13 protein-coding genes are annotated in these 12779 nt (G+C 47.7%); 12 read left to right on the top strand and 1 reads right to left on the bottom strand.

The window, feature by feature from the left end:
* Positions 1-217: 217 nt before the first annotated feature.
* Genes ACETMN_RS31735 through ACETMN_RS31715 form a run of 5 tightly spaced genes read left to right on the top strand, consistent with a single transcriptional unit; the run spans position 218 to position 3769 of the window.
* A complete protein-coding gene (locus tag ACETMN_RS31735) occupies positions 218-685 on the top strand; it encodes a hypothetical protein (protein ID WP_091012585.1) in 468 nt (155 codons plus the stop codon).
* On the top strand, positions 685-969 hold the full coding sequence (locus ACETMN_RS31730) for a hypothetical protein (protein WP_036671603.1): 285 nt from the start codon (positions 685-687) through the stop codon (positions 967-969). Before ACETMN_RS31735 ends, ACETMN_RS31730 begins: the two co-directional genes overlap by 1 nt.
* 4 nt (positions 970-973) lie before the next feature.
* Positions 974-2377, top strand: coding sequence for a glutathionylspermidine synthase family protein (locus ACETMN_RS31725; RefSeq protein WP_091012586.1), 1404 nt, complete (start codon positions 974-976; stop codon positions 2375-2377).
* Positions 2359-2763, top strand: coding sequence for a DUF350 domain-containing protein (locus tag ACETMN_RS31720; protein ID WP_091012588.1), 405 nt, complete (start codon positions 2359-2361; stop codon positions 2761-2763). Before ACETMN_RS31725 ends, ACETMN_RS31720 begins: the two co-directional genes overlap by 19 nt.
* Before the next feature lie 58 nt (positions 2764-2821).
* Complete coding sequence (locus tag ACETMN_RS31715; RefSeq protein WP_036671600.1) at positions 2822-3769, top strand: nucleoside hydrolase; 948 nt, start codon at positions 2822-2824, stop codon at positions 3767-3769.
* A gap of 74 nt (positions 3770-3843) precedes the next feature.
* Here the strand turns inward: ACETMN_RS31715 and ACETMN_RS31710 are convergent, their stop codons facing one another.
* Complete coding sequence (locus ACETMN_RS31710; protein ID WP_091013234.1) at positions 3844-4311, bottom strand: heme-degrading domain-containing protein; 468 nt, start codon at positions 4309-4311, stop codon at positions 3844-3846.
* 237 nt (positions 4312-4548) lie between these two features.
* Between ACETMN_RS31710 and lspA the strand changes: the two genes are divergently transcribed.
* The 7 genes from lspA to ACETMN_RS31675 all read left to right on the top strand — a co-directional run bounded on the left by lspA (position 4549) and on the right by ACETMN_RS31675 (position 12769).
* Entirely contained in the window at positions 4549-5040 is a 492-nt protein-coding gene (gene lspA, locus ACETMN_RS31705; protein ID WP_091012590.1) for a signal peptidase II, read from the top strand.
* A gap of 495 nt (positions 5041-5535) precedes the next feature.
* Positions 5536-6726, top strand: coding sequence for an ABC transporter substrate-binding protein (locus ACETMN_RS31700; RefSeq protein ID WP_373419802.1), 1191 nt, complete (start codon positions 5536-5538; stop codon positions 6724-6726).
* 24 nt (positions 6727-6750) lie between these two features.
* Positions 6751-7617 (top strand): carbohydrate ABC transporter permease, encoded by an 867-nt coding sequence (locus ACETMN_RS31695; RefSeq protein ID WP_091012591.1) that lies wholly within the window; start codon positions 6751-6753, stop codon positions 7615-7617.
* On the top strand, positions 7617-8444 hold the full coding sequence (locus ACETMN_RS31690) for a carbohydrate ABC transporter permease (RefSeq protein ID WP_105600348.1): 828 nt from the start codon (positions 7617-7619) through the stop codon (positions 8442-8444). Before ACETMN_RS31695 ends, ACETMN_RS31690 begins: the two co-directional genes overlap by 1 nt.
* 341 nt (positions 8445-8785) lie before the next feature.
* Complete coding sequence (locus tag ACETMN_RS31685; RefSeq protein WP_091012595.1) at positions 8786-10543, top strand: sensor histidine kinase; 1758 nt, start codon at positions 8786-8788, stop codon at positions 10541-10543.
* Positions 10540-11322, top strand: coding sequence for a response regulator (locus tag ACETMN_RS31680; protein ID WP_091012597.1), 783 nt, complete (start codon positions 10540-10542; stop codon positions 11320-11322). The genes ACETMN_RS31685 and ACETMN_RS31680 overlap by 4 nt, the downstream gene beginning before the upstream one ends.
* Positions 11323-11449: 127 nt before the next feature.
* Entirely contained in the window at positions 11450-12769 is a 1320-nt protein-coding gene (locus ACETMN_RS31675) for an extracellular solute-binding protein (protein WP_091012598.1), read from the top strand.
* Positions 12770-12779: the final 10 nt, after the last annotated feature.

The following is a 12779-nucleotide window of genomic DNA, read 5'->3' as shown; positions in this document are numbered from 1 at the left end:
TTTTGACCGGGGTTAAATACCATACGTTTTGTGTTAGCCAAGAGAGCGTTAAAGCACGAATGTAGCATCGTCAACTTGATTGAAGCAGCTAAAGGTATTGTGAAATTGATTCACTAGTGGAACTTTTTACCTTCACATGCGTTAAATACGTTTGTATGAATTGAAACGGCTCACCTAAGAGCTCGCAAAAAGGGAGGTTATCGGTATCTATTATTCATTGACGTATCGGACTTGGTCGGATGATCGACAGGCGGAGACGGGGGTGCTGGAACAGACATCAGTCACACGAGATGAACTGTTCATGCGCAAACTGGTGGATGCTACCTTGGTAAAAAATAAACTCTGGGCGCATCTGTCCAATGAATGCCAGGATGGGCGGGAACATGCGGTATACGTAACGGCGTATGAGCAACAGATGCCGGACGAGTACGGTGCAGCCATTGCGGATGCTGCGCTGGCCATGTGCAAAATGTCTTCCATGTATAGTGCAGAGTATATGCTGTGGAATGGAAGTTCGTTTCAGGAGTTGGAACTCACAGCGTCATCCACCTATACGATGGAGCTTGCCGAGCAACTGCTGGACCATTACATGGTTCGCAGTGGCAAGACGTATGAGTTCCTGTATTCCGTGCTGGATGCGGATCGCAAGAAAGTGTTGTTTTATATGAAAGAGGTGGATCTGTAATGAGTGACCAAGAGCGGGGGCAAGCATCGAAACCCGGATCAAAAGCAAAGCTGGTTGCTTTCTCCCTGATGCTGGCGGTTCCTGCCGTGTTATCCGGTTGTGGCAGCAACAATGATGAATGTGACCCGGAGTATGATACCGGATGTGAATATGATTCCAGCAGTGGACACTATTACTACGGTGGGTCGTCGTATCGAAGCAACAAGGACAGTAACAGCTCCTATAGCAAATCCAAGTCCAAATCAAGCGGCTTCGGTAGCTTCTTCCGCAGTTCGGGAGGATAACCGGATGAGGCAAGTGGTTCAACTGCCGTTTAGTCACGAAGAAGTATTTCAGGGTGAAACGGAACAACAGATTCCATACCATCGAATGTACGGGAAGCAATATTGCGTGCCTGCATTGACGGTCTATTCTCCCTCGGAGGTAGAAGAGCTGCGTACCGCAGCCGAGGCGGTAGACGGAATTTACTGTAAAGTGATGCGATTTATCCAGCAATATATGCCGGATTCCTTTTTGGAGCATCAGCTGGGTATCCATCCCGGGCTTATCCCGGCGGCACGCATGGAGATGGTGACTGGAGGCATTACCCGTCAGGACTGGATTATCGGAGAAGCTGGGCCCAAGTGTATTGAAAATAATACGGACACTCCAACGGGCATACCGGAGGCTGCTGCATTGGAAAATATCCTGGTCGGTCTTGCTGAGCCTGCCGCGTTGACTGCACCATCTGCCGAGATGGATGCACGTATTCAGGCGTGTTTCAAGATATGGCTGGAATTCTATGCAGAGCAAGGATTGCAGGGTCCGGTGACATTCACTTCTTTTGGTGAACATGTCGAAGATCGAACAAATACGGAATACCTGATGAGACGATGTCAGGAAGCGGGATACGAGGTTTTCTATGCTCCACTTGATGAACTGGAGATTGTTCCGGGAGAGGCGCTTTACCATAAAGGTCGGGAGATTAATCTGCTCTACCGCCTCTATCCACTGGAATATCTGATCGATGATCGGGATGAGACGACAGGCGTGGACATTGGCGCTGCGTTACTTGAACTTGTACGGGAAGGACGGCTAGGCCTGATGAATCCCGTTCAGCATGTGCTGATGCAGAGCAAAGGCTTCATGGCAGCGATCTGGTCGCTCTACGAGCGTAATGAGCAAACCCCGGAATATTGCGGGTTTACCCTCTTTGATGATACAGAGATGGACGTCATTTCCCGATATCTGCTGCCAACCTATTTTTCAGCTGAACCCTTCGATCTGAACGCCATGCCATATGTAGCCAAAAGCTATTGGGGGCGCGAAGGCAGAGGAACTCTTTTGCTGGATGGAGGAACGAACAATGCCTTTGGAAAGCAGGATATGGAGCATCCTCTTAACGAGACGCTGGAATCCAATCGTGCAACTGCGACAACAGACGAGGATGAAGAGATTACAGCTTATTACGAAAATCAGCCCAAAATCTATCAGAAGCTGGTTCCGATGGAACAGGTCGTGATTGAGACGGAAAATGGAGCGTACAGCGGTTATCTGCTTACAGGGGTATTTGTTATAGGTGGGCGTTTGGCTGGAGTGCTGCCACGGGTTGGGGAGAAAGTAACCGGAGATATGGCCTATTATTGCGCGGCTGCGGTTCGTGAACGGATGAATGATGAGGAGGAGAAGAAGGAATGGAGAACTTGGGATTGAACTTGCTGAATGTTGTGGTGGGTATAGGCATTTTGCTGGTGGTATTGGTATGTGGATATTTCGCTTTTAGCAAATTGACCCGGTATAACGATAGTGAAGAGATCGCGAAAGGAAACGAAGCGGCGGGCATGTACATGGGCAGCAAATTGCTGGGACTGTGTATTATTGTGGGCATGGTATCTTTCTCAACGCATTCGTGGTTGGATATGCTGCTGTGGTCGGCGTTTGGAATTATTTTGCTGTGCCTGGTCTATATTATATTTGACTTCCTCACGCCCAAAATGCGAGTTTGCGATGAAATCGCACGAGGAAATATGGCGGTAGCGCAGCTGCTACGTTCGATTATCATCGGCGTTTCCATCGTCATCGGTACATTTTTAATGTAAAATAAGACATAGTGTTTTATAGAATTTACTATATAAACGGAAGAAGGGGCGCGGCATCATGAGAAGAGTCATCATCGATACAGATACAGCAGGAGACGATACGATTGCGATCCTGACGGCATTGCATCACTTTCAGGTGGAAGGCATCACCATTACGGGCGGTAACGTACAATTCGACCAAGAGGTTGAAAATGCCTTGTACACGGTACAGGTTGCTGGACATGGCGGCAAGGTGCCTGTGTATAAAGGTTGCGAGCGTCCGTTAATGGCCTACGGTAAAGCTCAGCACCGTACAGTGGAAGACGTGCATGGCGATGACGGCATGGGCGGCGCGCATTTCCCGAAGGCGGATCAGCGTCCCGAGAGCGGGCATGCGGTTGATTTTATCATTGAGAAGGTGCATGCACATCCAGGTGAAATTGAACTGCTGGCAATTGCCCCGCTGACCAATATTGCAATGGCGATCCAGAAGGACCCAACGATTATTCCGGAGATTGCTCACCTGTACATCATGGGCGGAACGAATAATGCACTGGGCAATATCACCCCGGCGGCGGAGTATAACTTCTACGTAGACCCGGAAGCAGCGAAAATTGTACTGCATGCGGGCATTCCGATCACAATGGTTGGCTGGGAGATGTGCACGCAATATTCAGTGATGGATGATGACGACCATGCAGAGATTGCCGCTCTCGGTACATCGGGTGCCGATTTCTTTACAGCCATTAACAAAGTGGTTATGCAGTTCAACAAGTCGGTACATAAACTCAATGGTACTACTCATCCCGATACGTTGCTGATGGCTGTAGCCGCGGATGAATCCATCATGACCAAGTCGGGTCAATATTATGTGGATGTAGAAGCGGCAGGAGAATTGACACGCGGATACAGTGTGGTTGATATCAACGGACGTTTTGGCAAAGAGCCGAATGTACGTGTCTGTGAGGCCATTGATCGGCCAAAATTCAAATCCATGTTGCTCGATGTTCTCTCAGCGATTCAATAAACGCAGTAATTAAACTGCAGGAAAAAGAAGAAAATCCGTACCTTATCAGGTGCGGATTTTTTGGCGCGCTTAATCTACCCTTGCTGCAACAAAAACGAGCGAATTCCTGTCGTGACCAGATCATGGTCTTCCTCATCAGGCAGACCCGATACTGTAATGGTGCCGACCTGTCCCTCATTTTCGAGAATCAGCGGGAAAGCGCCACCAGCCAGTACATAGTCCGATGAAGGCAGATTGAAGTTGTGCTCAAGGGTCTGGTTCTCGTTTCTCAAACGCAGGGCGGTATGCCAAGAACTGGAGGAAAAATGATTCACCACGTTGTTTTTACGTCGAATCCAGTCCTCGTTGTCGGGATGAGTTCCTTCCATCGCATGCAAAAAGAGACGATGTCCCTTCAGGGTAATGTCGATGGTCACGGCCTGTGAACGACGCTTCGCTTCTTCAACCAGATGCAGGCCAAGGTTAAGCGCCGTTTCAGAACCAAATGTGGCAAATACCGATTCTAATTCTTCCTGTTTCATTTCCTTTAATTTTTCGATCATGGTGAGGTTCAAATTACAGGCATCCCCTTTACATATATGATTGATGTCTACATTCGACATGAATGGGGACAGTACCTTCCAAGTGCGACTGGACCATGTTACTGGACGCTATATGTATGGCTGGGGATGGCTCATTTGGAGACCGTACATCAGCTGTGTTAAAGTGAAGGTAACCTAATATACAAAACTCTTAAAGTTAAAATAAGTTAGCGCTCAGTAGGCAGGAGGAGAAGCACGATGCTGTTTTATTTTGTAGCACTGCTGGTGACTTTAGTGGATCAGGGGACCAAGATTGCAGTGAGGATGTATATGGAGGTTGGCGACGTCATGAGACTGGGTAACTCGGGCATGCAGTTACAGCATTACGAGAACAGTGGAATGGCGGGCAGCATGTTTCAGGGGAATGCGCGTTTGTTCGGTGCGATTGCTGTTCTGTTCATAGCAGGCATGCTGTATTACCGGAGTAAAGGTGAGATTCGCGGTTTCTGGATGCAAGCTGGCGCGGGTTTTATGGTCGGAGGGGCTTTAGGAAATGCGATCGATCGATTTATCTATGCCCGGGTAACGGATTTCCTCGTATTTCCGTCAGGACGCGGGATTTTGAATCTCGCTGATGTCGCAATTAACATCGGTGTTGTCATGATTATCATTGGCATGTTGATTCGTGCATATCAGAGTTATCGGGCCAAACGTTTACGCAATGCTTTGCCGAAAGCAGAACGTTCGTAACATGGATAAAAGCGTTACAGTGGGTGAATATTAGCTTAATAAATGAGGGACATTGGATATCATCCATTGTCCTTTTTGTTATGCCCAATTCGAATCGTGGGAAGAAATGCCTTGATTCATTTTTACCGAAATCGTTTTAGGAATAATAAAGGCTTGTATAGCCAACGCTCATAGTATGAGTTTGTGGAAGGATTAACCAAATGGTTATTTCACCACCTGAATGGGTAAATCTTTACGTATATAAAGTGAAACTAAGATATACACGAACACGGAGAGTGCAGAACCAATCTGAAGAAGCGAAGCGTGCGTGTTTATCACCGGATTTTCCCTTTGAGGAAGGAAATCAAAAAAATCTGGGGATAACAACGCTCGGAAGATGGTACTGCAATCGGAGTGACACCGTGTAAATCACATTAGTTCAATTTTTAAAGCTGAGGGAGGTACAACATGAGAACAACGCTCACCAAGGCTCTCGGGACAATGTTGCTGTGTGGAATGATGGCTGTACTTTTATCTTCCTGTACCAGTGGAGATAGCGCGAATGGCAAAGTGCAGATTGAATTTTTCCAGAACAAGCCTGAAGCCAAAACAACCTTTGACGAATTGATCAAAACGTTTAATGCGGAGAATGACGATATTCAGGTGACACAGGTGAATCCGCCAGATGCGGAGACTGTATTGAAGACACGTGTTGTCAAAAATGATATCCCGGACATTATGGCCATGGGGGCAACCGACACCTATTCCATTCTGGCCCAGAGTGATATTTTCACCAATCTGACGGACAGTTCACTGCTCCAGACGATTGATCCAAACTACATACAAATGCTTAAGGATCTCACAGGTATGGACGAAGTGACGGGTATTCCTTACGCGACGAATGCAAACGGCATCATGTACAACAAAACGCTGTTTAAGGAAATGGGCTTGGACGTGCCCAAGACGTGGGATGAACTAATCGCGACTGCCCAAAAGATTAAGGATGCGGGCGAAATTCCATTTTATTTCACATACAAGGATGACTGGCAGACAAGCCTGCCGTTCAATGCACTGGCCTCCAACCTGGTCGGCATTGATTTCTATCAGGAACGGCGCGATAACAAAGTTACGTTCAAGGAGAAGTACCGCGAGGTAGCTGAGAAGCAGCTGGAGCTCATGAAGTACGGTCACGGCGATAACTTTGGTAAAGCCTATTCAGACGGTAACCGTGCTTTCGCTAACGGTGAAGCCTTCATGTACATCCAGGGAACCTGGGCCATCTCGGAGATTCGCAAAGCGAACCCGAATGTAGACATCGGTTTCTTCCCGTTCCCAACGGGCAATGATGCAAGCAAGATCAAGCTGGTGAACGGGATCGACTCCCTATTTACGATTGCAGCGGACACACCTAATCGCGAGCAGGCAGAGACGTTTATTGCTTTTCTGCTGAAGCCTGAAAATATCGGAAGATACATTGACGAACAGACGCTGTTCTCTGCGGTCGAAGATGTGAAGCAGGATGATCCTGCGGTACAGGAATTGATGCCTTATATCGAGCAGGGCAAGGTTATTGACTTTCCCGATCACTATATTCCGGCTGCGGTGCAGCTGAATTCCATCGTACAGTCCTTTTTGCAGAACCAAAACATCGACAACTATCTAGATACACTCGACAAAGAATGGGACAAGGTTGCCAATCGGCGCTAAGCCTTGTCTGAAGGAGGATGGAGTATGAACAAGCGTATCGCACCTTATTACTGGATGACGGTTCCGGCGGTTATATTGTTCTTTGTATTTATGACCCTGCCGGCCCTCCAGGGCATCTATTATTCATTTACGAATTATAATGGATTCGGGAAAGAGTATGATTTTGTTGGCTTCAAAAACTATTTCAACTTGTTCCAGGATGACAATGTAGGTAACGCCTACTGGTTTACGTTCAAATTCGCGATCGTGGTGACGATCCTGACCAATATTCTGAGCCTGCTCATTGCACTCGGACTGAATGCCAAGATCAAGTTCCGTAACTTTTTCCGCGGCATCTACTTCCTGCCCAATATTCTGAGTGTACTGATCGTAGGTTACATATTTAACTACCTGTTCTCCAACGTATTCCCGATCTGGGGACAAAATCTGGGCATCAACGCGCTATCCACGAACATACTTGGCAGCGAGAGTCTGGCTTGGATCGGTATCGTCATTGTTGCCGTATGGCAATCCGTGGCCCTGAATACGATTCTGTATTTGGCTGGTCTGCAAACGATACCAACGACACTGTACGAGGCATCCAACCTCGACGGTGCAGGCAAATGGCGTGAATTCTGGAGTATTACCTTCCCGCTTATTGCCCCGTTCTTCACCATTAATATGGTGCTGGCGATGAAAAATTCACTTATGGTCTTCGACCAAATCGTAGCCTTGACCAACGGTGGTCCTGGACGGGCGACGCAGTCCATCTCCCATCTGATCTACACCGGAGGATTTGAAGGCGGCGAATATGCATATCAATCTGCGAACTCGGTTATTTACTTCATCGTTATTGCGGTGATTTCAATTCTGCAAATCCGGTTCCTGCAAAGAAGGGAGATGGATCTGTAATGAGAAGCCGTACACGAATCAATTGGCTCGTTATGCTGCTCGTTGTACTGGGTACCCTGTTTATCCTGTTCCCATTGTATATGACCGTTACGATTGCTTTGAAAAATCCGGAGCAGATGGCCCAATCGGTCTTTGCCCTTCCGACAACGCTTCACTGGGAGAATTTCGCAAGAGCCATCGACATGACAAACTTCTTCCAATCGTTCCGTAACAGTGCGATCGTTACCGCCTCAACCGTGCTTTTGACGTTACTTAGTAACTCTATGGTGGCCTATGCGATTGCGAGAAATATGGAGAAGCGCAAGTTTTTCAAAGGACTCTATTATTACTTCGTCAGCGCGATGTTCATTCCGTTCCCGATCATCATGCTACCGATTGTTAAACTGACCGCATCGCTGGAGATGACAAATCTGGTAGGTCTGATCCTGCTGCACACGGTATATGGCCTGGCATTTAACGTATTTGTGTACGTTGGATACATCCGGTCCATTCCGGTAGCGCTGGAGGAAGCGGCGTTTGTGGATGGGGCAACAACCTGGGGCACATTCTGGAAAATCATTTTCCCGCTCATGGCGCCAATCAGTGCCACGGTTGGTATTCTGACCTGTCTGTCCACGTACAACGACTTCTTGCTACCCCTCATTATTATCAGTGATCCGGGACAGTACACATTGCCGCTTGTACAGTATGTATTCCAAGGGCAGTTCAATACCGAGTTTAACCTTGCGTTTGCATCCTACCTGCTCGCGTTGCTGCCGATGATTATCATCTACCTGTTTGCACAGAAGTGGATCATCAACGGGGTTACACAAGGGTCTGTAAAATAACCGAAGATGTGCTAAAGAAAAGATTATGTGTGAAGGAATATGAACCAAGAGAGTGGACTCTAAGAGTCCACTCTCTTTTTTTCGATCCTTGTCATTTGACGTTTGGGAACTGTCAAAAGGATTGATTAACCTGTAAAACTATGCTATTTTTTAGTCGTTAGTTTAATCGATAAACAAAGACGATAAGAAGAGGGGATTCTGGTTTCTTTTTTTGCAAGCGCTTTAATAAGAAAAACTGAATACGTAGATAAATCCGGCATCGTTTGTACCCAGTCTTCAAGAGCACGGGCGTAAGGTGGTGGGTTCTTTTACATGCCAAAAAAGAGAGGAGAATGGGGAAGTTGCACGGGAAAAAAGGACATTTTAACTCTCTTCGGAATCAAATCTTTATTGGTTTTGTTATGGTGATGCTTGTTGTTCTGTTGTTCGCAGGCATATCGGCCTATGATCGGGTAGCTGCTTTGCTAAAAAGCAATGCGGAGAAACATATTCATCAAACTGCCGTCCAGGCCAGTGGCAGATTGGATGCACTCATTGCACAAGTGAATTCGCTGACCGCTCAGGTGGCGGATGATTCATACGTGCAGCGTCTGCTCAGCGATGAGAAACAAGGCAACCCGGCCACCTTTAATCAGCGTCAAGCTCTCTTGCAGATTGCGGGCAGCTATCAGTCTTTCATCAATGGCGCGCAGAGTATGGAGATATACACTACGGGTTATAACCGCATCTTTCCCATGGATGACCGATCCCTCGATCTCAGAGTGGAGCGCAACTGGATCAGCCTGGCGGATGAAGGCAAAGGCAGACTGGTATGGGCAGGCGCTGACCCTGAAGATCCGGGTGTGCTTCTGGCTATTCGGCGCATTAACCTGCTGGAACATTCCTTTGAGCATGGAGGCTATATTGTGGTGCGGATGCAACGCAGTTTCTTTCAACTCAATGATTCGAATGGGACAGATGGTTCGCAGGACTCGATCATGCTCTTGGATGGTGCAGGCGAAGTGGTGACTTCTGATCTGGAGATTAATCTCGATCCAAAAGCCATATTGGACAGCGAATCCGTCGTGCAGAACGGGGAGGAATCCTATATCGTCGTCCGGCAAAAGTCTGAATTAACGGGATGGACACTTGCTGTGCTGACTCCGCTGCAGGAGACAACGGAAGGGGTATCCATCCTGAGGACGGCGCTTCTCGTTTCGGGAATCATTGGTGTTGTTCTGTTCCTGATCATGTCCTTCTTTCTCTCCACGATGATTACACGTCCGCTTATACGCCTGATGCGGGCCATGCGCAGTGCACAACCGGGAGCCATGAGACCTAATCTAATGGTCAGCGCAACGATGGAGATTAATGAACTCAACAACGTGTATAACCAGATGGTCTACAGACAGAACGAATTGACCCGTGTGGTTCATGAGAAGGAAGTCATGCAGTCCCGGGCGGAGTTGAAGGCGTTGCAGTCTCAGATTAACCCCCACTTTCTATTTAACACACTGGAGGCGTTCTATTGGTCCCTGGAGGAAAAGGGAGACGAGGAGATGGCACGTATGGTTGTGGCGATGTCCCGATTGTTTCGTTACATTATCTCCAGCTCTCAGCAGGATGAGTGGGTTACGATTGCCGACGAGCTGGAACACGCAGAGCGGTATCTTCGCATTATGCAGATGCGGTTGGGGGATCGAATGCAATGGGAGATTGAGCTCAGCGATGCGGTTCGTAAGGTCCCCATTCCGAAACTGCTTATACAGCCCTTGGTGGAAAATGCGATCCTCCATGGCATTGAAAGTAAACTGGGACCTGGAAAGATAAGCATCCATGTGGATGCTTCGACCGACAAGAATTTGGTTCGCATTGAGGTCCGGGATGATGGCCCGGGTATGGATGAATCACGACTTCAATCTGTTATTCATGCTTTACATGGCGGGCCGGCTGTGTCCAAGAAGGGGACAGGTGTAGGTCTAATCAACGTACATCGACGGCTGAAGCTCTACTTTGGCAGCCAACTTGGCGAACGGTGCAAGCTCTCCTTAACAAGTAAGGTTGGGGAAGGGACCGTCATTGGCTTTGAGATTCCCATGGGAACGGAGGGTGCAATATGATTCATGACAAAACGATTCTTATTGTTGATGATGAGCCGCGTACAAGAGAGGGTATTCGCAAAACATTGGAAGGATGGTCAGCAGGACGAAATCACATTCAGACTGCAGAAAGTGGCGTCGAGGCTGTCGAATGGCTCAAGAAAAAGTCGGCAGATCTGTTAATAACGGATGTTCGCATGCCGGAATTTTCCGGTTTGTCCCTCATTGAAGCCATTCAGCATTTTGCAAACAAACCTGTTGTCCTGATTATGTCGGGACATGCCGATTTTCAATACGCTCAGCAGGCCATTAAGCTGGGTGTCGTGGAGTATATGTTGAAACCGATTGATAAGGAACAGTTGCTGCAGACCGTCGAAAAGGCCCTAAAGTTCAGCGAAAAACAGCGACGTATTCAAACGATGCAAGAAATGGTTGACCCCAAGTTGCTGGATGTTAAGGAGCGCGGGGAACAGAGGCTCAATAGCCAGATCAGTGAAGCATTGGCCTATGTGGATACTCATCTGGGTGAACATGTGACCATGCGTGAAATTGCTGATTTACTCCATCTCAACTCCAGTTACTTCAGCGTATTGTTTAAGGAACAGATCGGCATCAATTTTAGTGAATACCTCACCCGGAAACGCATTCAGCGGGCAAAGGAGTTGCTTGTGCAGACAACGATGCCAATCTCGGAGATTGCGGAACAGGTGGGTTATCAGACGGATAAGTATTTTATCACGGTATTTAAAAGCCTTGAGGGGTTAAGTCCAAGCAAATATCGGCATTCCCTGTCTGAATGAGATAACAAATAACCTCAAAAAAGTGGAGTTTTTCCAAATTGTTCTGGTCTTATAGAGGCAATAGGCCCATGCTACAATTTGGTTAAAGCGGTTACATTAACCGAAAAAACCAAGGGGGTCTGGAATAATGAGCAAAAAGACGATGGCCATTCTTCTGTCATGGACGCTGGTTCTCGCCGTAATTTTATCCGGATGTAACAGTTCAAGTTCGGATCAAGCGGGTGAAACGGGCAGCAACGGCACAGATGGGAAAGTAACCCTCAAATTCATGCACCTCTGGCCGGCAGGAAGTTCTGCACAGCAAAATAAATTGGTCAACGATATCATCAAGCAGTACCAGACGGATCATCCGAATGTGACCATCAAGCAGGAAGTGCTGGAGAATGAACAATATAAGAACAAATTGAAAATCCTGTCTGCATCCAATGAACTTCCCGATGTGGGTGTAACTTGGGCTGCTGGTTTTCTGGAGCCTTATGTGAAGGGGAACCTGTTCGCACCGGTCGATGATCTGCTGAGCGACTCGTTGGGCGAGAAATTCATAGCCGGAACAACAGAAGCTTATGCCATAGACGGCAAAACATATGCGCTACCAATCGAGTTGAATATCTCCCCCATTTATTATAACAAAGCCATTTTTGCGAAATATAACTTGCAGCCGCCAGCAACGTACGATGAATTCCTGAGCGTGCTGAAGACACTGACCGAGAACGGTGAGGTTCCGATCGCACTGGGCAATAAAGACCGCTGGACTGGCTCACTCTGGTATATGTATCTGGCAAATCGGTTAGGTGGAGATGCACTGGAAAAGGCAATCAATGGCTCCGGCAAGTTTGACGATCCTGCTCTGACTCAAGCTGCTGCCGAGGTACAAAAGCTGGTGGACATGAATGCCTTCAACAAAGGTTTCAACGGGTTGTCCAACGATGAGGGCAAATCCGAATTCATGAACGAAAAGGCTGCCATGTATCTGATGGGTACGTGGGAACTGCCAAACTTCACGACTAACCCGGACATCCCACAGGAATTCAAAGACAAGATCGGATTTTTCAAATTCCCAACGATGGAAGATGGCAAGAGCGATATTAACAGCTGGGTAGGTGGTCCAGGCGTAGGGCTGTTCGTGGCCCAGAATTCCAAAGTGAAGGAAGAATCGGCGAAGTTTGTGCAATACTTTGTGGAAAAATGGGGTGAGAGTTCGGTGACTGAGGCAGGCGTCATCCCGGCAACCAAAGTGGATACGGCTGCAGTACAGTTGCCACAGCTCTACATCGACCTGCTGAACGAATTGAATCAGGCCAGCAGCCTTACGCTCTTTGCAGACGTACAGATGAAACCGGCAGCCGCTCAGGCACATCTGGATATGATTCAGGCGTTGTTTGGCAAAGCGGTTACACCGGAGGACTTTGTGAAGAATCATCAGGCTGCGATTGATAAAGGCAATTGACGTACACACG

It is taken from the genome of Paenibacillus sp. M2 (assembly GCF_046713495.1).
GTDB lineage: Bacteria > Bacillota > Bacilli > Paenibacillales > Paenibacillaceae > Paenibacillus > Paenibacillus amylolyticus_B.
The sequence above is the reverse complement of the archived record's forward strand: the minus strand, read 5'-3'. Positions and strand labels throughout refer to the sequence as shown.

Excerpts from the sequence above, each read along its gene's own strand:
- ACETMN_RS31690 (WP_105600348.1), top strand. The coding sequence starts at position 7,617 with ATGAGAAGCCGTACACGAATCAATTGGCTCGTTATGCTGCTCGTTGTA.
- ACETMN_RS31715 (WP_036671600.1), top strand. The coding sequence starts at position 2,822 with ATGAGAAGAGTCATCATCGATACAGATACAGCAGGAGACGATACGATT.
- ACETMN_RS31725 (WP_091012586.1), top strand. The coding sequence starts at position 974 with ATGAGGCAAGTGGTTCAACTGCCGTTTAGTCACGAAGAAGTATTTCAG.
- ACETMN_RS31695 (WP_091012591.1), top strand. The coding sequence starts at position 6,751 with ATGAACAAGCGTATCGCACCTTATTACTGGATGACGGTTCCGGCGGTT.
- ACETMN_RS31675 (WP_091012598.1), top strand. The coding sequence starts at position 11,450 with ATGAGCAAAAAGACGATGGCCATTCTTCTGTCATGGACGCTGGTTCTC.
- ACETMN_RS31700 (WP_373419802.1), top strand. The coding sequence starts at position 5,536 with ATGATGGCTGTACTTTTATCTTCCTGTACCAGTGGAGATAGCGCGAAT.
- ACETMN_RS31720 (WP_091012588.1), top strand. The coding sequence starts at position 2,359 with ATGGAGAACTTGGGATTGAACTTGCTGAATGTTGTGGTGGGTATAGGC.
- lspA (WP_091012590.1), top strand. The coding sequence starts at position 4,549 with ATGCTGTTTTATTTTGTAGCACTGCTGGTGACTTTAGTGGATCAGGGG.
- ACETMN_RS31710 (WP_091013234.1), bottom strand. The coding sequence starts at position 4,311 with ATGATCGAAAAATTAAAGGAAATGAAACAGGAAGAATTAGAATCGGTA.
- ACETMN_RS31730 (WP_036671603.1), top strand. The coding sequence starts at position 685 with ATGAGTGACCAAGAGCGGGGGCAAGCATCGAAACCCGGATCAAAAGCA.
- ACETMN_RS31680 (WP_091012597.1), top strand. The coding sequence starts at position 10,540 with ATGATTCATGACAAAACGATTCTTATTGTTGATGATGAGCCGCGTACA.